Annotated in this window: 13 protein-coding genes; 11 read left to right on the forward strand and 2 right to left on the reverse strand. The window is 64.5% G+C overall.

The annotated features are described in order from the left end of the window. Positions 1-26: 26 nt before the first annotated feature. The 9 genes from ACI3K3_RS12470 (at position 27) to ACI3K3_RS12510 (ending at position 17,348) form a co-directional block, all read left to right on the forward strand. A complete protein-coding gene (locus tag ACI3K3_RS12470) occupies positions 27-1,493 on the forward strand; it encodes a GH1 family beta-glucosidase (RefSeq protein ID WP_404914081.1) in 1,467 nt (488 codons plus the stop codon). A gap of 91 nt (positions 1,494-1,584) precedes the next feature. Further along, complete coding sequence (locus ACI3K3_RS12475) at positions 1,585-3,150, forward strand: GH39 family glycosyl hydrolase (RefSeq protein ID WP_404914083.1); 1,566 nt, start codon at positions 1,585-1,587, stop codon at positions 3,148-3,150. A 10-nt stretch (positions 3,151-3,160) separates the two neighbouring features. Then, positions 3,161-4,804, forward strand: coding sequence for a family 43 glycosylhydrolase (locus tag ACI3K3_RS12480; protein WP_404914085.1), 1,644 nt, complete (start codon positions 3,161-3,163; stop codon positions 4,802-4,804). 623 nt (positions 4,805-5,427) lie between these two features. Beyond that, positions 5,428-8,304 (forward strand): TonB-dependent receptor, encoded by a 2,877-nt coding sequence (locus ACI3K3_RS12485; protein WP_404914087.1) that lies wholly within the window; start codon positions 5,428-5,430, stop codon positions 8,302-8,304. Between the two features lie 134 nt (positions 8,305-8,438). Beyond that, positions 8,439-10,697: a hypothetical protein gene (locus ACI3K3_RS12490; protein WP_404914089.1), complete on the forward strand. Its 2,259-nt coding sequence runs from the start codon at positions 8,439-8,441 to the stop codon at positions 10,695-10,697. Continuing rightward, a complete protein-coding gene (locus ACI3K3_RS12495) occupies positions 10,697-12,337 on the forward strand; it encodes a DUF5597 domain-containing protein (protein WP_404914091.1) in 1,641 nt (546 codons plus the stop codon). The genes ACI3K3_RS12490 and ACI3K3_RS12495 overlap by 1 nt, the downstream gene beginning before the upstream one ends. 77 nt (positions 12,338-12,414) lie before the next feature. Beyond that, positions 12,415-14,061, forward strand: a complete 1,647-nt coding sequence (locus ACI3K3_RS12500; RefSeq protein WP_404914115.1) for a DUF5597 domain-containing protein — start codon at positions 12,415-12,417, stop codon at positions 14,059-14,061. 18 nt (positions 14,062-14,079) lie between these two features. Beyond that, positions 14,080-14,253, forward strand: coding sequence for a hypothetical protein (locus tag ACI3K3_RS12505; protein ID WP_404914093.1), 174 nt, complete (start codon positions 14,080-14,082; stop codon positions 14,251-14,253). Between the two features lie 326 nt (positions 14,254-14,579). Continuing rightward, entirely contained in the window at positions 14,580-17,348 is a 2,769-nt protein-coding gene (locus tag ACI3K3_RS12510; RefSeq protein WP_404914095.1) for a PAS domain-containing protein, read from the forward strand. A 58-nt stretch (positions 17,349-17,406) separates the two neighbouring features. Here the strand turns inward: ACI3K3_RS12510 and ACI3K3_RS12515 are convergent, their stop codons facing one another. After that, entirely contained in the window at positions 17,407-18,291 is an 885-nt protein-coding gene (locus ACI3K3_RS12515; protein WP_404914097.1) for a class I SAM-dependent methyltransferase, read from the reverse strand. A gap of 120 nt (positions 18,292-18,411) precedes the next feature. Continuing rightward, positions 18,412-19,560 (reverse strand): Gfo/Idh/MocA family protein, encoded by a 1,149-nt coding sequence (locus ACI3K3_RS12520; protein WP_404914099.1) that lies wholly within the window; start codon positions 19,558-19,560, stop codon positions 18,412-18,414. Between the two features lie 108 nt (positions 19,561-19,668). Between ACI3K3_RS12520 and ACI3K3_RS12525 the strand changes: the two genes are divergently transcribed. Both ACI3K3_RS12525 and ACI3K3_RS12530 read left to right on the forward strand, forming a co-directional pair. Next, positions 19,669-20,055: a c-type cytochrome gene (locus ACI3K3_RS12525; protein ID WP_404914101.1), complete on the forward strand. Its 387-nt coding sequence runs from the start codon at positions 19,669-19,671 to the stop codon at positions 20,053-20,055. 15 nt (positions 20,056-20,070) lie between these two features. Next, a complete protein-coding gene (locus ACI3K3_RS12530) occupies positions 20,071-21,114 on the forward strand; it encodes a sugar phosphate isomerase/epimerase family protein (protein WP_404914103.1) in 1,044 nt (347 codons plus the stop codon). Positions 21,115-21,141: the final 27 nt, after the last annotated feature.

The raw sequence follows: 21,141 nt of genomic DNA on the forward strand, positions 1-21,141 counted from the left end.
CGCCAAGACTTCAGGAGATATCACCGATGACCGGAATCAATCGCCGCCAACTCGGCATGGGCCTGGGCGCTGCGGCGCTCGGCGCGGCCCTGGGCGGGCGCGCCTCTGCGCAGACCAATGCCGCCGGTGCCGCCGGCTCCTCCGCGGCTGCCACCGATGCCCTGTCCTTCCCGGCCGGGTTCGAGTGGGGCTGCGCCACCGCATCCTACCAGATCGAGGGCGCGGTGAAGGAGGACGGCCGCGGCGAGACCGTGTGGGACGTCTATGCCCACACCCCCGGCAAGACCACGGATGGCGGCACCGGCGACGTCGCCTGCGACAGCTATCACCGCTATCAGGAAGACATCGCCCTGCTGAAGGCGCTGGGGGTCAAGAACTATCGCTTCTCGGTGGCATGGTCGCGCATCTTCCCGAGCGGCAAGGGCAAGCCAAACCAGAAGGGCCTCGACTACTACAACCGCCTGATCGACGGCCTGCTCGCGGCGGGCATAACCCCGCACATGACGCTGTTCCACTGGGATCTACCCACCGGGCTCCAGGGCGGCTGGCAGTCGCGCGACACCGCCTATGCCTTTGCCGACTATGCCGGCTTCATGGCGGGCAAGACGTCCGACCGCGTGAAGCACATCATGACGGTGAACGAGCTGCGCTGCTTCACCGACCTTGCCTACTGGAACGGCAACAAGGCGCCCGCGCTCAGGCTGCCGATGGATCAGGTGAACCAGGTGCGCCACCACGGCGTGCTCGCGCACGGGCTTGGCGTCCAGGCGATCCGGGCGCAGGCGAGGGCGGGCACCCAGGTCGGCCTGGCCGATAACGCGACGATCTTCGTCCCCGCGATCGAGACGGCCGAACACATCGAGGCGACCAAGAAGGCCATGCGCGAGGAGAACGCCATGTTCCTCACCGCGATCATGGAAGGCCGCTACATCGACAGCTATCTGGCCGCGCAGGGCAAGGACGCGCCCAAGGTGCAGGCCGGCGACATGAAGGCGATCGGCAGCGCGCTCGATTTCGTGTCGCTCAACGTCTACACCGCGAACACCGTGCGCGCCGCCGACACGGCCAGCGGCTACGAGATCCTGCCGCACCTTGCCAACTCGCCGCGCATGGCATCGCCCTGGCTCTACATGTGCCCCGAAGCGCTCTACTGGTCGATCCGCACTGTCAGCGAGCTGTGGAAGCCTAAGAAGCTCTACATCTCCGAGAACGGCTGCTCGGCCGACGATCCGGTGGCCAAGGACGGCAAGGTATACGATGCCGACCGCGTGACGTACTTGCGCAACTACATCGGCCACCTGCACCGCGCGGTCCGCGAAGGCTTCCCCATCGAAGGCTATTTCCTCTGGAGCCTGATGGACAACTTCGAGTGGGAAGACGGCTACACCAAGCTGTTCGGCATCCACCATGTCGACTTCAAGACCCAGAAGCGAACCCCCAAGCTCAGCGCCGACTGGTACCGCGAACTCATCCGCACCAACCGAATGGTGTGACGGTTCCGCCCGGCGCGAGCCGGGCGGCCAGGCCGCATCCGGAACGGAAAAATACCGCGCTCACGGGAAAGCGCGAAGAAGAGGGGTAGAGATGCGAAAGATCGAACTATTGGCCGCAGTGCTTGCGGTTTCGGCGCAGCCCGCCTGGGCAGCCGAAGCACAGGGTGGGCGTGAAATCCGTATCGACGTGACCGCGCCGACGGGCCCTGTGGACCGCTTCTACGATCTTTCGGTCGGTTCCGACTTTCCCGGAACGCTGATCCGGACCGACAGCCAGGAGCAGCTCAAGCTCGCGGCCGACGAACTCGGTTTCCGCTACATCCGCTTTCACGACATCTTCCATGACGTGCTGGGCACCGTCCGCAAGGTGGACGGCAAGATCGTATACGACTGGACCAAGATGGACCAGCTCTACGATGGCCTGCTGGCCAAACGGATAAAGCCTTTCGTGGAACTGGGCTGGACACCGGCGGTAATGCGCACTTCGGACCAGCAGTTGTTCTACTGGAAGGGCAACACTTCTCATCCCGATCCCCGGATGTGGCGCGATCTTGTCAACGCCTTCGTCACCCATGTGCGCGACCGCTATGGCGTGGAAGAAGTGCGCAGCTGGTACTTCGAACTGTGGAACGAGCCCAACCTCGACGGGTTCTGGGAGAAGGCCGACCAGAAGGCCTATTTCGATCTCTACGCCAACACGGCCACCGCCATCAAGGCGATCGACCCCGCCCTGCGCGTCGGCGGCCCTGCCACGGCGGGCGCGGCCTGGGTGCCCGAATTCCTCAAGTTCGCATCGGACAACAAGCTGCCGGTCGATTTCGTGGCGACCCATACTTACGGCGTCGACGGGGGTTTCCTGGACGAGCAGGGTAAGCAGGATACCAAGCTTTCTCCCTCGCCCGATGCCATCGTCGGCGACGTGCGAAAGGTTCGCGGCGAGATCGAGGCCTCGGCATTCCCCGGTATTCCGCTGTTCTTCACGGAGTGGAGCACCAGCTACACCCCGCGCGACTTCGTGCACGACAGCTATATCAGCGCACCCTACATCCTCAGCAAGCTGAAGGCGACGCAGGGCCTGGCGCAAGGCATGAGCTACTGGGCCTATACCGACCTGTTCGAGGAACCCGGCCCGCCGCCGACCCCGTTCCACGGCGGTTTCGGCCTCATCAACAAGGACGGCATCCGCAAGCCGGCCTGGTTCGCCTACAAGTATCTCAACGCGATCAAGGGCCAGGCCCTGCCGACCGGTGACGGACAGGCGATGGCGGCCATCGACGGCAAGCGCATTTCCGCACTGGTCTGGGATTTTCAGCAGCCCGTGCAGAACCTCAGCAACAAGCCGTTCTACACCCGCCAGGTGCCGGCGACCCCAAGCCGGACGGTCCGGTTCCAGTTCCAGCATGTGCCCAAGGGCAACTACCGCGTTCAGGTGCGCAAGGCCGGCTATCGCCTGAACGACCCGCTTTCGTCCTACATCGACATGGGCATGCCCGCCTCGCTGAACGCCGATCAGTTCGCGCAGCTTCAGCGCGAGACGGCCGATACGCCCCAGCAGGACAAGTTGGTACGCGTGGGCAAGGATGGCGCGGCCTCGGTGGAAGTGCCGATGCGCAGCAACGACGTGGCGCTCGTCACGCTCGAACCCGCGGGCAAGTGAGGGTCGCAGGATGAGCATCACCCGACGCACGATGTTCCAGGGGGCTCTCGCCGGGGCGGCAGTCCCGTCTCTGGCGCCGTCCCTTGCCAGCGCCCTGGCGACCGACAAGGCCGCTCCAGCCCCGCGCTGGGGCATCGGCGCGGAAGGGCAGCGCAAGGCCGATCTCGGCAACGGGTACTACCGCAACCCGATCATCTCCGGCGACCATGCGGATCCTACGATCCTGAAGGACGGCGACGTCTACTACATGACGCATTCGTCCTTCGATTCCTATCCGGGGCTGGTGATCTGGCGCTCGACAGACCTGGTCAACTGGGCGCCGGTAGGCCCTGCATTGCACCGCAATCTCGGCACGATCTGGGCGGTTGACCTGGTTAAGCACGAGGGACGCTACTTCATCTACATTCCCGCCGATCCCAAGGGCGAAGGCTGGTCGATCTTCGCGATCTGGGCCGACGATATCGCCGGGCCCTGGAGCGAACCCGTCGATCTCGGGATCAGCGGCTGCATCGATCCCGGCCACATCGTGGGCGAGGACGGCAAGCGCTATCTCTTCACCAACGGCATCCGCAAGATCCGTCTGACGGACGACGGCCTGGCTACCGATGGGCCGCTGGAAAAGGCCTACGATCCCTGGCGATACCCCGACGACTGGGTGGTGGAGAATTTCGCGCCCGAAGGCCCCAAGCTCCTGCGCAAGGGGGACTGGTTCTATCTCGTCACCGCGATCGGCGGCACGGCCGGTCCGGTGACGGGGCACATGGTGATCGCGGCGCGCTCGCGCTCGATCCACGGGCCGTGGGAACATTGCCCGCGCAATCCGCTGGTGCGCACGGTGAGCGTGGACGAACCCTGGTGGTCGCGCGGCCACGCGACGCTGGTCGAAGGGCCAGCGGGGGACTGGTGGATGGTCTATCACGGCTACGAGAACGGCATGAGGACGCTAGGCCGCCAGACTCTGCTGGAGCCTATCGAATGGACCCCGGATGGCTGGTTCCGGGCCAAGGGCGGCGATCTTTCGGTGCCGCTTCCCAAGCCGAAGGGCGGCAAGTCGAGCCCCTCGGCGCCGGGGCTGTCTGACGATTTCTCGCGCAACCGTTTCGGGATCCAATGGAGCTTCCATGCGCCACGCCGCGGCGAGGCGGAGCGGGCGCGCTACGAGGCGGGCGGGCTTGTGATCGCAGGCAACGGCAATTCTCCGGCGGACTCCTCGCCGCTCACCTGCCTGGCGGGGGATCGCAGCTATGAGGCCGAAGTCTCCATCGACCTTGTGGGCGATGGCGAGGCGGGAATACTGCTGTTCTACAACCACAAGGCTTTCGTGGGACTTGGCTTCACCCCTGAAAAGCTCAAGATCTACGAATATTCCGAGGAACTGCCTTGGGCAGCCGTGCCCCACCAGGGGCGCAGCCTGCGCTTGCGCGTCACCAACGACGAGAACGTGGTGACCTGGCGTTACTCCTACGATGAAGGTCGCACCTGGCAGCGCCACGGCACCCGCATGGAAGTGTCGGGCATTCATCACAATGTTTTCGGAGGTTTCCTCAGCCTTCGCTTCGGCATCTACGTGACGGGCGGCGCAAAGGCCAAGCTGCGCGATTTCCGTTATCGAGCCTCGATCCCCGCTCACACCGCCCCCACTCACCACGGTTGACCGCCACTCGCCGAGTGGCGGCTACGCGGCGCACCGTCCCTATCCTCCTCCTAAGGGGCGGTGCGCCGTTACTCCGGCGGGGTAGCGGGCGGGCGGAGGGCGAAAACTCATCCCGCATTTGTCGGCGTAAGCGTCACCCCAGACCTTAGCTGGTGCGCATGACCGTGCGCAAATTTGAACTGCCAGCGTTTCTTTCGCGAATCGTGTGAATACTTCTCACTGTGAAAGATCTTTGTTTAGTGAATAGTGATAGCGCTATCACAAGCATTCAGGCTGTTTTGCAATCGATGAGGCAAAGGGAAAGCGGTGGGTTACGCGCTTTCAAACACCGTTGGCAGGGACGCGTGGCGATTGCCAAGATTGTATAATATTTCAGTAAAACAACGTAAAATCATTAGCTTATTAGAACGCTCAGCTACTTGCCATGGCTGGCCTGCGTATCGCTTTTGCAACACTTCGCAGCCGTAAAACATCGGATGATCCGATTTTTGGTACCGCTCCCATAAACCGTTTGACGACCTTAATCTGTCAGCCTAATCGATTTGCCAGACTAATAGTCGCAGCAACGACATAGTAGGCGGGATGAGGCGATTGGCCCTCCCGCATGAATTCAGGAGGGGAACATGCCTAAATTCCATCTTTACGCCCGTGCGAGCATGATCAGCGTCGCCATGATGTCTATGGCTTGTGGCGGCCAGGCTTTCGCGCAGAGCGATCAAGTCGCTGGGGCCGAGGCCGATGCGATCGTCGTCACCGGCCGTCGCGCAGCGCTGGAATCCGCCGAGAACCGCAAGAAGAATGCGATCACGATCGTCGATTCTGTCGTGGCCGACGACGCCGGTAAATTGCCGGACAATTCGATCACGGAAGTGCTCCAGCGCGTTCCCGGCGTCACCATCGTGCGTTTTGCCGCGATCAACGACCCGGACCACTACTCGGTCGAAGGCTCCGGCATTCAGATCCGCGGCCTTTCCGGCGTCGCCTCGCGCCTCAACGGCCGCGAGATCTTCAGCGCAAACGCTGGCCGTTCACTGCTCTGGGGTGACGTTACGCCGGAACTGATGCAGGCGGTGGACGTCTACAAGTCCTCCTCCGCCGACCAGATCGAGGGCGGCACCGGCGGTTCGGTCGATCTGCGCACCAAGTTGCCGTTCGACTTCAGCGAAGGCCTGCACTTTGCGGGAAGCGGCGATCTCAGCTTCGGCGATCTCGCCACCAAGACCGACTACTCGGTTTCGGGCCTGGTCGCGGGCAAGTGGCACACGGGTATCGGCGATATCGGCTTCGTCCTTGACGCTGCCTACAGCCAGCTCACCTCGGTTTCGCAGTTCGTGCGCATGGAGCCCATGTTCCGCACCCGCATCCAGGGGAACGACTACTTCATTCCCGGCGGCTATGCTTATGGACAGGAAGACTTCCAGCGCAAGCGCGACGGTCTTTATGGCGCGGTGCAGTGGGCCCCCAGCAACGACCTGACCTTCACCGGCGTGTTCTTCCAGTCGCGCTATCGCAGCACGTCCGACGAGTTCGGCTCTTTCGTCACCTCGCAGAACCTGGCGGTCGATCCCAGCCAGAGCACGTTCGACGATTTCGGCGGCCTGATCTCGTCGCCGGCGGTGTTCCAGCGCGACAACACCACGTTCCTGCCCAGCGGAGCGCCCGTAACCACCGGCGGTACCACCGGTTCGTGGAACAGCCGCACCAAGACGCAGGACATCTCCGGCTCGGTCAAGTGGAACCCCGGCGGCGGCCCGCTTACGGTCGATGCGGCCTATCAGCACATCACCTCGTCCTCCAAGATGCACCGCATGAACGTGTTCCGCACGGTGGACTTCCCGACCAGCTTCGGTCTCGATCTCAGCGGAAAGCTGCCCGCGATCAGCGTGGATCCGGCCTTCGTGCCCTCGTTGCTGGACCCGGCCAACTACAGTTGGCAGGCCGCCATGCCGCATGACGAGGACAACCGCGGCAAGCTGGACTCGGCCCAGCTCGACCTGACTTACGCCACCGGCGACGGCTTCCTGAAGTCGATCAAGGCCGGCGGCCGCTGGTCCAAGCGTACCGAGCGCGACTTCAACAACGGCTTCGCCTGGGCGGCGCTCGGGCAGGAGTGGAACGGCTATCCGATCATCCCGTTCTCGCAGAGCCGTCCGGGCGATATCCAGCTCTATACGTTCAAGAACTTCTTCCACGGCGGCGTGTCGCTGCCAGCCAGCCAGTATTTCCCAGATGCCGATTTCGCGCGGACGGTTGGCGTGGACGAAATTCACGACATCTACGGTGGCACGGCGGGCCGTCCGGAAGGCTTCGTTCTGCCGAACGATCGTACCGACTACAGCACCAAGACGCTGGCAGGCTACGTCATGGCCAATTTCGGCACGGAGTGGGACCAGGCTTCGATCACCGGCAACGTCGGTGCACGCGTGGTCAACGTGAAGAACGCCAGTTCCGGCTACTTCCAGCAGAACACGGCCCAGTTCGTGCGCAACGGCGTGATCTACAGCCTGTCCGACGCCGCGCAGGTGCGCAGCGGCGGCGCCGAATTCACGCGTGTCCTCCCGGCGGTGAACGTCACATATTCGCCGATCGAGCCCGTCAAGATCCGAGCCGCCTACAACATCACCATGGACAACCAGTCGTTCAACTCGCTGCGCGCGTCGGGCAACCTCGGCGTCCAGACCACGGGCAACGGCTCGCCGCCGGACTTCGCGAACTACACGACGACTTCGGGCGATCCCACGCTGAAGCCGACGATGTCGAACAACTTCGACCTTTCGGCGGAATGGTATCCCAGCGCGGGCACCAGCCTGCACGTGGCGGCGTTCTACAAGCGGATCACCGACTCCGTGGTGTTCGGATCGACCCAGCGCGTCGAAACCGTGCAGTTCACGGACGGCACCTCCGAACAGGCCACCGTCACCACCAACGAAGCGCGCACGGCGGACAAGGCGGCCACCGTCAAGGGCTTCGAGGCGGGCGGTCGCCTGTTCCTCGACAGGCTGCCGGGCTGGTTCTCGGGCATCGGCTTCGAGGCGAACTACACCTTCCTCGACAGCAAGAACCCGGGCGACGTCTACTACGACATCGACGGCGTGGCGCATAACGACGTGCCGTTGCAGGGTCTTTCGAAGCACAACGTGAACCTGGCGTTCCTCTACGAACACAATCCGTTCTCGCTGCGGGTCGCCTATAGCTGGCGTTCGAAGTACCTTCAGTCGACCAACGCCAACGGCACCAACCAGAGCTACAACTTCTTCACCGCGCCGAACCAGAGCACCAACATCGCCACCAATCTGCCGATCTACGGTGCCGATTACGGTACGCTCGATGCCGGTATCACGGTTCGGGTGAACGAGAACCTCAGCGTTCAGCTCCAGGGTACCAACATCCTGAACGCCACCCAGAAGACGCTGATGGGCGGCTATCCGGGCGGCCTCTACGGGCGCAGCTGGTTCCAGAGCGATCGCCGCTATCGCATGGGTGTGAACGTCACGTTCTGAGGTCTTCGGGGCAGGCGGGCCGCAATGTCCCGCCTCGCCCCGAATTCGTGAAGAAGGTATTCCCCTATGGAATTGGTAGCGCTATCGTAGGGACTGCTAACGGTGCAATGCCAACGAACATGAGGGAAGAGGCCGTGGGTATTGCAGGGGCTGGTCGCGTGCTGGGCGCGCTTGCGGTGGCAGCCGTTGCTCCGGCCATGATGGTGATTGCGGCGGCCCCCGTTGCCGCGCAGGAGCAGTCGTCCTCCACTGCATACGATTGGGCCAACGTCCGCGTGGGCGGCGGTGGTTTCGCGCCCGGCATCGTGTTCAGCACGCTGGAGCCCGGCCTGGCCTACTTGCGCACGGATATGGGCGGAGCCTACCGCTGGGACGCACAGAACCGGCGCTGGGTGCCGCTTCAGGACGGTGTCTCCGAGGGCAGCTTCATGGGGATCGAGAGCATCGCCGCCGATCCGGTGGATCCGGGCACGGTGTACCTCGCCGCCGGCATGGGCGCGCGTTTGCCTGCCGCGATTTTTCGCTCGACCGATCGCGGCGATCACTGGCAGGTTACCCTCGTGCCGTTCGCTATGGGCGGCAATGAGGATGGACGCGGCCTGGGCGAACGGCTGGCGGTAGACCCGTCCGACAACCGCAGGTTGTTCTTCGGCTCCCGCCATCAGGGCTTGTGGTCCAGCACCGATGCGGGGGCGCACTGGCAGCCGGTGGAGGCGTTTCCACTCAAGGGCCTTGGGCTGCCGACTGTACGGCGGCAGACCCACGGCGGTCTTTCCTTCGTGGTGTTCGATCCCGCAAGGAAGGGCCGGATCTTCGTGGGCAACGCCGATCCGGAAGGCGCGCGGCTCTACCGTTCGGATGACGGAGGGGCGACCTGGATGGCGCTTCCGGGCGGTCCGGATGCCCGCCTGCTGGCGGCCAAGGCCGTGCTTGGGCGCGACGGCATGTTGACGGTGACGCTCAACGACGGGATCGGGCCCAACGGTATCACGCGCGGCGAAGTCTGGCGGCTGGATACGGCGAATGGCCGCTGGAGCGACGTGACGCCGCTAAAGGGTGCCGATGCGCCGGAGGGCGGCTACATGGGCGTTTCCGTATCGGCCCGCGATCCGAAGATGATCACCGTCAGCACGGTTGACCGGCGCCGACCGGTCGATACCGTCTGGCTCAGCCGCGACGGGGGACGGCAGTGGGAGGAACTGTGGCCTCGATCCACGCGCGATGTGGCGGAGAGCCCCTTCCTCGATTTCGATGGCAAGGCGAACTTCGGCCACTGGATCGCCGGACTGGCGATCGATCCGTTCCAGCCGGGCCATGCCGCCTATGTCACGGGCGCTACCGTTTACGAAACGCAGGACTTCGACAAACCCGGCCCGATGCGCTGGCGACCGTGGACGCGCGGCATCGAACAGACCGCCGTCATCACGCTGACCAGCCCCACCGGCGGCGCGCATCTGGTCTCCGGTTTCGGCGACATCGGCGGGTTCCGGCATGACGACTTCGCGGTGTCGCCGCCGCGCATCCACCTTGAGCCATTCCTGACCAACACCAATACGGTCGATTATGCGGGCCGCGCGCCGCTGGTCATGGTGCGCAGCGGCAATACCCATGCGCGCACCGTGCCGGACACCTCGCTGGCGTGGTCGGCGGACGGGGGCGGGTCGTGGAGCGGGCTTCACGTTCCAGCATGCGCGCCTCATGCGGACGGCTCGCCTTGTCCGGAGGCGACGGGGGATGCCGCCATTACGGTGTCGGCGGATGGCACCGCCTTTCTTGTCGAAACGGATACGCCGCAGATCTCGCGTGACCGGGGCGCTACGTGGCGGCGGGTTTCCGGCCTTCCATCGCGGGTGCGGGTAACGGCCGACAAGCAGGATCCAAGGCGCTTCTACGCGGTCGACTTCGCGGCGGGGCATATCGTGCGCAGCGACGACGGCGGCGCCAGTTTCCGGCCGGTGGCGGGAAGGGGGCTTCCCGCAGATCTGACGCTGCTGCGTTCCGCCAACCGGGAAGACCCGGCCCCCATTCTGGCGCAGCCGGATCGCGCGGGCGCCTTGTGGCTTGATCTGGGCGGCGCCTTGTGGCGCTCAAGCGATTTCGGCGAAAGCTGGCGACGCACCGGGCAGGCCATCCGCGTGGACCGGTTCGGCCTTGGCAAAGGCGCGCCCGGCCGCGCAGACCCGGCACTCTACGCGCTGGGGACGAAGGAGGGCCTCCGTGCGTTCTGGCGCTCCGTCGACGGGGGGACGCAGTGGATGCGGATCAACGACGATCGGCATCAATGGGGCCTGCGTATCCGCATGGTCTCGGGCGATCCGCGCCTGTTCGGCCGGGTCTATGTGGCAACCGACGGGCGGGGGCTGATTACCGGCGACCCGGCCAAGGGGGAATGATGAAGAAACTGAAAGCTATCGCACCGCTTATCCCGGCATTCGCCCTGGCATTCGCCATGGCAGGCACTGCCGCCGCCCAGACGGCGACGCCGCTTCCCCGCATCGAGACCCGCGACGGACGCCATGCCCTGATCGTCGATGGCGCCCCGTTCGTGATGCTGGCAGGGCAGGTCAACAACTCCAGCAACTATGCCGAGCCGCTGAAGGCGGCCTGGCCGGTGCTCGATGCGATGAACGCCAATACCGTGGAGGTTCCGATCGCCTGGGAGCAGGTGGAGCCGGTCGAAGGGCGGTTCGATTTCACGTTCCTTCAGGAGCTGCTCGATCAGGCGCGCGCGCATGACAAGCGGGTGGTGCTGCTGTGGTTCGGAACCTGGAAGAACACCAGCCCGGCCTATACCCCGGCCTGGGTCAAGCTCGACAACGCGCGTTTTCCCCGCATGAAGGACCAGCAAGGCAAGGATCATGGCGTTCTCACGCCCTTGTCGAAGGCAACCATGGAGGCCGATCGCCGCGCCTTCGTGAAGGTCATGGAATACTTGCGTGACCATGACCGGCAGAACACCGTCATCATGGTCCAACCGGAGAACGAGACCGGATCCTACCGCGTCCCGCGCGATTTTTCCGCCGAGGGCAACCGTCTGTTCGCGCAGCAGATCCCGGCCACGTTGGCGCGCAAGCTGGGCAAGTCCGGCACCTGGGAACAGGCCTTCGGCAAGCAGGCGCCGCGCGCGTTCAATACCTGGTACGTCGCCAGCTTCGTGGATGCCCTGGCGAAAGCGGGCAAGGCGGTGAAGGCACTGCCGATGTACGTGAACGCCTCGCTCGCCGGGCCCTCCAACGTGCCCGATCCCACCGGCGTCGCCAGTGGCGGCCCGCAGTGGGACGTACTCGATATCTGGAAGGCCGCAGCCCCGGCGATCGACTTCGCCGCGCCCGACATCTACGACCGCGACAGCGGCAACGTGATCCAGTATCTCGACAAGTATACCCGGCCAGACAATCCGCTGATGGTGCCCGAGATCGGCAACGCCCGCGAGTTTGCCCGCTTTTTCTGGCCCACGATCGGGCGCGGCGGCATCGGCTTCGCGCCTTTCGGGATGGATGGCACCGGCTACTTCAACTATCCGCTGGGGGCCAAGGATCTCGACAAGCAGACGGTGGCTGCCTTTGCGCTGCCCTATGCGGCCGTGGGTTCGATCATGCGCGACTGGGCGCGCATCGCCGCTACCCGTCCGACCTGGGGCGCCGCGAAGCCGGATGACGGCAGCGTGCAGTCGGTCACATTGGGCGACTGGAAGATCACGGCGGACTGGGGCCAGTGGCAGTTCGGCATGAAGGACTGGACCTGGATCAAGGCTGATCCGACGCCCTGGGGCGCGGAACCGGTCGGCGGCGTCTCCGTGGCTCAGCTCTCCGATACGGAATACCTGGTGATGGGCGACCATGTGCGGGTCAGTTTCTCGGCAGCCAACGGGCGCGAGGACGGCACTCTTGTCTCGATCGAGGAAGGCACGTTCCGGGACGGCAAGTGGGTCATGTCGCGCGTGTGGAACGGTGACCAGACGGACTACGGGATCAACCTTATCGACCGGCCGCAGGTGCTGAAGGTCACCACCGGCTTCCATTCCCGCAAATAGGATCAAAGCGCTCCCTTCCCCGGCCCGGTCGGGGAAGGGGCGACGGACCGGGACAGGGCAGGAGGTTCATGCCGGTGATGAAGACGGAACGGTTGAGGGATCGCGTGAAGGGCCTGCGCGCTATCTTTGCTATCGCGCTTGTGGCGCTGCTGGCCGTTGCTTCCGGCGCTCAGGCCGAAACCCCGCGCATTGCAGAGAAGAACGGACGCCACGCCCTGATCGTGGACGGAGCGCCGTTCCTGATCCTGGGCGCGCAGATCAACAACTCCAGCGCCTGGCCCGACGCCTTGCCGCGCGTCTGGCCGGCGATGGATGCGCTCGGCGTCAACACAGTGGAGATCCCGGTCGGCTGGGAGCAGGTCGAGCCGCAAGAGGGCCGGTTCGATTTCACCATCGTCGATACCCTGCTGGAGCAGGCGCGCGCCCGGAACCTGAGGCTTGTCCTGTTGTGGTTTGCCACCTGGAAGAACACCAATCCGCAATATGCGCCGCGCTGGGTCAAGCTGGATAACCGCCGCTTCCCCCGCATGGTTCGCCCGGACGGTACCTTGCATTACGCGCTTTCGCCTTTCGGAACCGAGACGCTTAAGGCCGACGGCAAGGCTTTTGCTGCGCTCATGCGTCATCTGCGCGAAGCCGACCCGCAGAATACCGTCATCATGGTGCAAGTGCAGAACGAACCCGGCTCCTACGGCCTGCCGCGCGATCACTCCCCCGCCGCCAATGCCGCCTTCGCCGCTCCCGTGCCCGCGGCGCTGCAGAAACGGATGAAGAAGCGGGCGGGAAGCTGGGCCACGTTGTTCGGCCGCGATGCCGATCTCTATTTCCATGCCTGGCACGTTGCCCGCTATATCGATGCGGTTGCTGCTGCGGGCAAGGCCGAGAAGCCACTGCCGATGTACGCCAATGCGGCGCTGCCGGGCGATCCGTTCACCTGGCAGGATGCCAAGAGCTATGCCAGCGGTGGCCCGGCCAATACCGTCATCGATGTCTACAAGGCTGCGGCGCCCCATCTCGATATCGTCGCGCCGGACATCTACAATCCCGCGCACAAGGCCTATGTCGGATTTCTCGACGCCTACGACAGGCCCGACAACCCTCTGTTCGTGCCTGAAACCGGCCACTCCAAGGAATATGCGCGCTTCTTCTTCGAGGCCGTGGGGCGGGGCGCCATCGGCTGGTCGCCTTTCGGAATCGACTATACCCGCTACCTGCCGGTCTTTCCGGCCACGCCGAAGCTGGAAGGCGAGCCCCTGGTGCCCTTTGCGGCCAACTACACGCTGTTCAAGCCTTTCGCGAGGCTTTGGGCCAGGCTCGCCTTCGAGGGGGAGACCTGGGGAACCGCCGAGCCGGAAGATCCGGCGGACGAACACCGCCGAGTGCTTAAGCTTGGCCGCTACGTCGCCCAGGTCAGCTTCGGTCGGGGCGATTTTGGCGACGGACCGCCCAAGGGCAACGCCTATCCGAGCGGCGGCGTCGCCATCGCGCGCATCGGGCCGGACGAGTACCTCGTGACCGGCTATTTCGCTCGGGTGGAATTCGCGCTCGCCGATCCGTCCCTTGGCAACATCATCATCGACCGAGTGGAAGAGGGCAGTTACGACGCGGAGGAGAACTGGAAGCTCTCGCGCGTCTGGAACGGCGATCAGGTGGATTGGGGGCTGAACTTTACCGGTGCCCGCCAGATACTCAGGGTGAAACTGGCGACCTATCCGAAACGGTGATCAGGGCGCTGGTCTGGCTTGACCTGGATCGCAGACCACCGAGATCGGCAGGCCTGGCAGATCCGCAAGGTGCCGGGCAAGCGCGGGGCCGGCAAGGATCTGATAGGAAAAGGCCTTGTGCCGCGTGGGGATTACGATCTGCACGCGGGCGTGGTGATCGCGCATGTCTCGGATTTCAGCTTTCATTTATGACAAGTCCGCTTGGGAAGGGGCAATGCCCGATGGTTGCGACCGGAGCAGAGAATACGCGCGAAACGCGCGGATGATCCCGAGGCGCCTTGCCGTTTGCGCATTCTTTCGCAAAAACGTCGCGATATCGGCTTGGCGCAACCCATTCGGCGGAAAGCGCGTTCCTGGTGTTCGGGCTTCCGAACAGGCATTATACAGCGGATGATCTGGTACGCGTTTCCGTCCCGGCCCGCAGGTTCATGCTGGTCGGGGCCAAGGCGCATAGGGAACGGTCCGGAAAGCATGAAGACGCTTGGCGAATGAAAAGTGCAGGGGCTGAAAATTCGCAGGTGAAGGGCCTGTCCGATACCGACCGGGTTCGCCTGGCGCTCGCAGCGGGTGCGATCGTCGGCACCTGGTTTTGGGACGTTGCCTCGGACAAGTTCACCTTCGACGAACAGTTCGCCGATGCGTTCGGGGTCGATCCGGCGCTTGGCAATTCCGGGATCGGCCTTGAACAGATCGTCGCCACGGTCCACCCGGACGACAGGGAGGGCCTTTCCGCCGCGATCGACGATGCCCTTGCCCGTGGTGGCACCTATGCCCACCACTATCGGGTAAAGAGGCGCGACGGTACTTATCACTGGATCGAGGCCAACGGCCGGGTCGAGAAGGATCCGCAGGACGGCACCGTGACCTTCCCCGGCGTTCTGATCGACATCGACGAACGTCACAGCCTCATGGAAGAGCGCGACAGCGCGATGCGCCTGCTTGAGGCATTTATCGAGGCCGTGCCCGGCGTCGTCTATGCCAAGGACAGGCGGGGCCGGATGATGGTGGCCAATCGCGGCGCGTCCGAGCTGGTGGGCCGGCCGATCGTCGAAATGATCGGCAAGACCGACCTTGAAACCCTGGGCAATTCGGCGGAAGCTGCCGGCGTCATGGAGCGTGACGCAGCGATCATGACCGGCGGCAAGGTCGTGCAGATCGAGGAGCAGATTTCCTACCCCGACGGCCGGGAGGCGGTCTGGCTCTCGACCAAGGCGCCGTTCCGGGATGAGGACGGGCAGGTGGTGGGCCTTATCGGCTCTTCGGTGGACATCACCGGCCGCCGGGCCACCGAGGCAGAGCTTCGCGAAACCGAGGAACGCTATCGGCTGGCCGCGCGCGCAACCAACGATGCGGTCTGGGACTGGCGCATCGCGGACGGGCACGTGGTGTGGAACGAAGCCCTGGAACGACGTTACGGCCACGCCTATACCGAAACCGGGGCGCAGTGGTGGCTCGATCATATCCATCCCGACGATCGCGATCGCGTGGACTACGAGATCCATGCCGCCATCGACGGCGAGGGAACGGCGTGGACGTCCGAATACCGGTTCCGCACTTCGGACGGCGCTTATGCAGACGTGCTGGATCGAGGTTTCGTGCTGCGTGCCGAAGACGGCAGGCCAGTGCGGATGATCGGCGCCATGCAGGATCTTACCGAGCGCCGCGTCCGCGAAGCCGCGGTACGGGAAAGCGAGGAGCGCGCCAGACTGGCCACCGAGGCGGCGGCGATCGGCACTTGGAATCTCGACCTCCGGTCCGGCGAACTGCGTTGGGATGCGCGGACCAAGGCGCTGTTCGGTCTCTCCCCGAAGGCGGCCGTGACGTATGAAGGCACCTTCCTCAACGGCCTTCATCCTGACGACCGCACCGCGACCGAAGCGGCGGTCGCCGCGGCGATCGCGCCCGAGGGCACGGGGCAGTACCACATCGAGTACCGCACTCTGGGCATCGAGGACGGCGTCGAGCGCTGGGTCGCGGCAAGGGGAAGGTCGGTCTTCACCGAGAGCGGAGAGCCGCTTCATTTCATCGGCACGGTGGTGGACATCACCGAACTCAAGCGCACCGAAGCGCGGCTCCGCGAGTTGAACGAGACTCTTGAGGCGCGCGTCGCCGCCGAAGTGGCGGAGCGGTCGGCGGCCCAGGAAGCGCTGCGGCAATCCCAGAAAATGGAGGCGGTAGGGCAGCTTACCGGTGGGATCGCGCATGACTTCAACAATATGCTGGCCGTGGTGATCGGGTCGCTGGACCTGCTCGGCCGACGGGTGGGCGAAGGCGATCCCAAAGTCAGGCGCTATATCGATGCCGCCACGGAAGGCGCCCAACGCGCAGCGACGCTGACGCAGCGCCTGCTGGCGTTCTCCCGCCAACAGCCGCTGAACCCGGACGTCGTCGATGCGAACAAGCTGGTTCCCGGCATGTCGGAGCTTCTGCGCCACTCGCTTGGCGCGGACATCCGGCTCGAAACCGTGCTGGCCCCGGGATTGTGGCGCACGCACGCCGATCGCAACCAGTTGGAGAACGCGATCCTCAACCTCGCGGTGAATGCTCGCGACGCCATGCCCGACGGCGGCCGCCTCACGATCGAGACGCAGAACGCCGAGGAGCGGGACGGCTTCGCGGCGACCGGCGCGCCTGCGGGGAACTATGTGCTGATCTCCGTATCGGACACGGGCCTCGGAATGTCCGAGGAGGTTGCCGCCAAGGCCTTCGATCCGTTTTTCACGACGAAGAAGGTAGGCAAGGGCACGGGGCTCGGCCTCAGCCAGGTATACGGCTTCGTCCGGCAGTCGGGCGGGCATGTAAGGATCTGCTCCGAACCCGGGCAGGGCACCGTGATCAAGCTCTATCTCCCGCGCTTTACCGGCGATGACCGCGAGGCGGCCGTCCAGCATCCGCAGGAGCTTCGGCTTGGCGGCCAGCAGGAAACGGTTCTCGTCGTCGACGACGAGGCGGCAGTGCGCCAGTTCAGCGTGGAAGCGCTGAGAGACCTGGGCTACCGGGTGGTGGAGGCGGACGGAGGCCTTGCGGCCTTGCGGATTCTGGATGGGAACCCCGAGATCACGCTGCTTTTCACCGACATCGTCATGCCGGACATCAACGGGCGCAAGCTGGCGGAAGAGGCGCTTCGGCGGCGGCCCGATCTGAAGATCCTCTACACCAGCGGCTATACCCGCAACGCCGTCGTTCATAACGGCGTAGTGGATTCGGGGGTCGAGCTGATAGGCAAGCCGTTCACCATCGAGCAGCTTGCCATCAAGCTGCGCGCGATCCTGGACACCTCCGGTTGATCCGCAATTCGCATCTCGCGAATTTGCAGATAGACTTTGAGAAGGCCTCGCGGCGAGGCTATGCCACGGGCGCGGATATCCCGGTGGAGGCCGGCGCTATCGGTTGATGCTCCTGCTCGCAATGCTCCGGCGCGGGGAGGGGGCGGCTCTTCGCGCGGCGATAGACGCGGCGACACCGGGCGGCAAAATCGGGCGCCAGATCCTGGCCCCAGTCTATGAGATGCGCGCGCAGGCGCTGAAGGCGATTGGCCGAGGCCGATTGGAAGACCAGCAGTCGATAGATCGCCAGAGCTTCATGCGGATCGATGATCCGGTCCGGATCGGTGATGAGTTCGCCGAAGTAGGTATCGACGAGGCGCCGGCCCGGGCTGAGTTTGCCCGCGTCGATCAGCATGTTGGTGAGGAGCCAGGACAGCCGCATCTTGCTGTCGATCCGGTAGGTCGAACCCTGGCGCTTGACCCGGACCCGGTCGGCCACATCGTCGATGATGAGCGCGCAATCCGTCGCTAGCCGCCCTTGAAGCGTTTCCAGATCCCGATCGATCCGCCCGTCGGCGTCCAGCATCAGAACCGATATGGGCTGGCCTGCGGGCAAGACCTCCAGACCGCTTGCAAGATCGCGAGGGGTGATCGTGACGAGGTCGGAAACGCCGTAGCGTGCCAGACTTTCCTCGATCCGCGCGATCCGTTGCTCGGGCGACTTTACGGACCGCCGCGGGCCGCCGGTCATGGGGTCGAATGTATAGACGTGCCCCGGTACACCGGCGCTTTTCAATCCCAACGCCAGGGCTACGGTAGCAGCGCCGAGCGCGGTTCCCACTTCCACGATCAGCCCGCCTTTCCGGGCCGTGTCATGGACGCGGGCATAGACTTGCGGGGACAGCATGCCGTCGCAAGTGGCGATCAGTTCGGAAAACAACTCGTTATCGGCACCCTCTCGCATCGGCTTGCTCCCGACATCTGCCGCATAGTCGCCCGAACCGGCTCGGTGCGGCAGGACTATTGCGGGTTAGTTCGGGATAGCCGCCCGGCAATTGGGGCGGCTTGTCGCGCCCGGGCAGCGTCATTCGTCGGCGAGCTTCGTCCATTTCACGGTGGATGCGTTGTTGGCGACGACGTTTTCGACGAAGGCCATCGTCCGCAGGCCTGCATCGACCGTGGGAAATGCGCCATGGCCGGCCGCGCCGTCGCCGCTCAGAATTTGCGACGCGAAGGCGCGGTAGAGGTTGGCAAAAGCCTCGATATAGCCTTCCGGATGTCCTGCCGGTGTACGCAAAAGTCGCATGGTGGATTCCGCCAGACCCGGTCCACCTGCGCGGATTTCTTCCGCCGGACGGTCCAGCCAGCGCAGTTTCAGAGTGTTGGGCTCCATCTGAGCCCATTCCAGCCCACCGTATTCGCCGTGAATCCTCAGCTTCAGTCCGTTTTCCTCACCCGCAGCGACCTGGGTCGCCTTGAGGACACCGCGCGCTCCGCCATCGAGGCGCAGCAGGACGCTGACATCGTCGTCCAGCAGTCTACCGGGAACGAATGTGGCAAGATCGGCACAGAGTTCCTGCACCTGCAATCCCGAAACATGTTCCGCCAGATGGAAGGCGTGGGTGCCGATATCGCCGAGGCAGCCGCCCAGCCCGGCGCGCAGGGGGTCGGTCCGCCATTCCGCCTGCTTGTTGCCTTCCCGGTCGATCGCCTTGCTGAGCCAGCCTTGCGCGTATTCCACCTGTACCAGCCGGATCCTGCCGAAGTCGCCGCGGGCCACGCGCACGCGGGCCTCTTCCACAAGGGGGTAGCCGCTATAGGTGAAGGCAAGGCCGAAGTGGCGGCCGGATCGGGAGGCGGCCTGCGCGATCAGGCGTGCCTCTTCCATGTTGAGGGCCATCGGCTTTTCGCAGAAGACGTGGAAGCCCGCGTCCAGCGCGGCAATGGCCATGGGTGCGTGAAGGTGGTTGGGCGTGACGATCGCCACCGCATCGACGCGCTCGTTGGCCGGCAAAGCCGCTTCCGCCGCGAGCAGCACGTCCAGCGACTCGTATGTGCGGGTGGGATCGATCCCCAGCGCTTCCCCGGAGCGGCGGTTGCGATCCGGATCGCTGCTGAACGCGCCGGCGACCAGTCGCCAGTCTCCGTCGAGCGCCGCTGCCGCGCGGTGAACAGCGCCGATGAAGGCGCCTTCGCCGCCTCCGGCCATCGCAAGACGCAAGGTGCGTGTCATGTCCCTCTCCCTTTTTCCCAATCTACACCAAGCCCTTATTTCAGGCCTTGATCTGATATGATTTACCGGTAAACGTTAGGCAATAAGAAAATATATGGAGAGTCGAGGATGCGCATGACAGCAGCCCTCATCCGAACACAGACCGCTGCATTTGTTGCGGCGATGTTCGCATTACCCCTTTTCACGCAGCCTGTCGCAGCGCAGGCCGCGCCGCCTGCATTCAACGCCTGCAAGGCGTGTCATAGCGTGAACAAGGGCGGCAAGAACGGCATCGGGCCCAATCTCAACGGCGTTTCGGGCCGTCAGGCGGCTTCGGCTGTCGGGTTCAACTATTCGGCGGCGCTCAAGGGCGCCAAGCTGCGCTGGGACGATCAGAGCCTCGACACCTTCCTGGCGGCACCGGCCAAGAAGGTGCCCGGCACGCGCATGCCCATCGGCACGCCCGATCCGGCCAAGCGCGCGGCGATCATCGCTTATCTCAAAAGCCTGAAGTAAGGGGACGGCAAGGCCATGCGGGGTCCGGCAATATTCCTGGCGCAGTTCATGGGTGACGCTGCGCCGTTCGACACATTGGACAATGCCGCGCGCTGGATGGCGCAGGCGGGATACCAAGGCATCCAGGTGCCCAGCAACGATCCGCGCTGCATGGACCTATCGCTGGCGGCGGAAAGCCAGGACTATTGCGATGAACTGACCGGGCGCTGCCGAGAGGCGGGCGTCGAGATCACGGAACTGTCCACCCATCTGCAAGGGCAGCTGGTCGCCGTTCACCCCGCTTACGACACGGCATTCGACAATTTCGCCCCGGTGGAACTGCGCGGCAAGCCCGCAGAGCGCCAGGCCTGGGCCGTCGATCAGCTGAAACTGGCGGCCAAGGCGAGCCGTCGTCTTGGGCTTGCGGCACATGCGACTTTTTCCGGAGCGCTGGCCTGGCCCTTCGTCTATCCCTGGCCGCAACGGCCTGCGGGGCTGGTGGAAGACGCATTCGCGGAACTGGCGCGTCGCTGGCGTCCGATCCTGGACGCTTTCGACGAAGAAGGCGTCGATCTCTGCTACGAACTCCATCCCGGCGAAGACCTGCATGACGGGTTGACGTTCGAGCGGTTCCTGGATGCGGTGGGCGGTCATCGCCGTGCCAATATCCTCTACGATCCCAGCCATTTTGTGTTGCAGGCGATGGACTACCTCCAGTTCATCGACATCTATCACGAGCGCATCAAGATGTTCCATGTGAAGGATGCGGAGTTCAATCCCACGGGGCGGGCGGGCGTCTATGGCGGCTATGCCGACTGGATCGATCGTCCCGGTCGGTTCCGTTCGCTGGGCGATGGAGAGGTCGACTTCACTGGCATCTTCTCGCGCCTCACCCAGTACGGTTACGAGGGCTGGGCGGTGCTGGAATGGGAATGCTGCCTGAAGCATCCGGAAGACGGCGCGCGCGAAGGCGCTCCGTTCATCGAAGCACACATGATCCGCAGGCCGGAACGAGCGTTCGACGATTTCGCGGGGGGCGGCGATCCCGCCAACAACCGCCGCTGGTTGGGACTGACCTGACAGCGAAGCAAGCACGACCCCGATCGG

Origin of the sequence: Novosphingobium sp. ZW T3_23 (genome assembly GCF_044987305.1) — a bacterium.
Lineage (GTDB): Bacteria > Pseudomonadota > Alphaproteobacteria > Sphingomonadales > Sphingomonadaceae > Novosphingobium.

Bases quoted from the DNA above. Each gene is read 5' to 3' on its own strand.
- ACI3K3_RS12470 (WP_404914081.1), top strand. From the start codon at position 27: ATGACCGGAATCAATCGCCGCCAACTCGGCATGGGCCTGGGCGCTGCG.
- ACI3K3_RS12475 (WP_404914083.1), top strand. From the start codon at position 1,585: ATGCGAAAGATCGAACTATTGGCCGCAGTGCTTGCGGTTTCGGCGCAG.
- ACI3K3_RS12480 (WP_404914085.1), top strand. From the start codon at position 3,161: ATGAGCATCACCCGACGCACGATGTTCCAGGGGGCTCTCGCCGGGGCG.
- ACI3K3_RS12485 (WP_404914087.1), top strand. From the start codon at position 5,428: ATGCCTAAATTCCATCTTTACGCCCGTGCGAGCATGATCAGCGTCGCC.
- ACI3K3_RS12495 (WP_404914091.1), top strand. From the start codon at position 10,697: ATGAAGAAACTGAAAGCTATCGCACCGCTTATCCCGGCATTCGCCCTG.
- ACI3K3_RS12500 (WP_404914115.1), top strand. From the start codon at position 12,415: ATGAAGACGGAACGGTTGAGGGATCGCGTGAAGGGCCTGCGCGCTATC.
- ACI3K3_RS12515 (WP_404914097.1), bottom strand. From the start codon at position 18,291: ATGCGAGAGGGTGCCGATAACGAGTTGTTTTCCGAACTGATCGCCACT.
- ACI3K3_RS12520 (WP_404914099.1), bottom strand. From the start codon at position 19,560: ATGACACGCACCTTGCGTCTTGCGATGGCCGGAGGCGGCGAAGGCGCC.
- ACI3K3_RS12525 (WP_404914101.1), top strand. From the start codon at position 19,669: ATGCGCATGACAGCAGCCCTCATCCGAACACAGACCGCTGCATTTGTT.
- ACI3K3_RS12530 (WP_404914103.1), top strand. From the start codon at position 20,071: ATGCGGGGTCCGGCAATATTCCTGGCGCAGTTCATGGGTGACGCTGCG.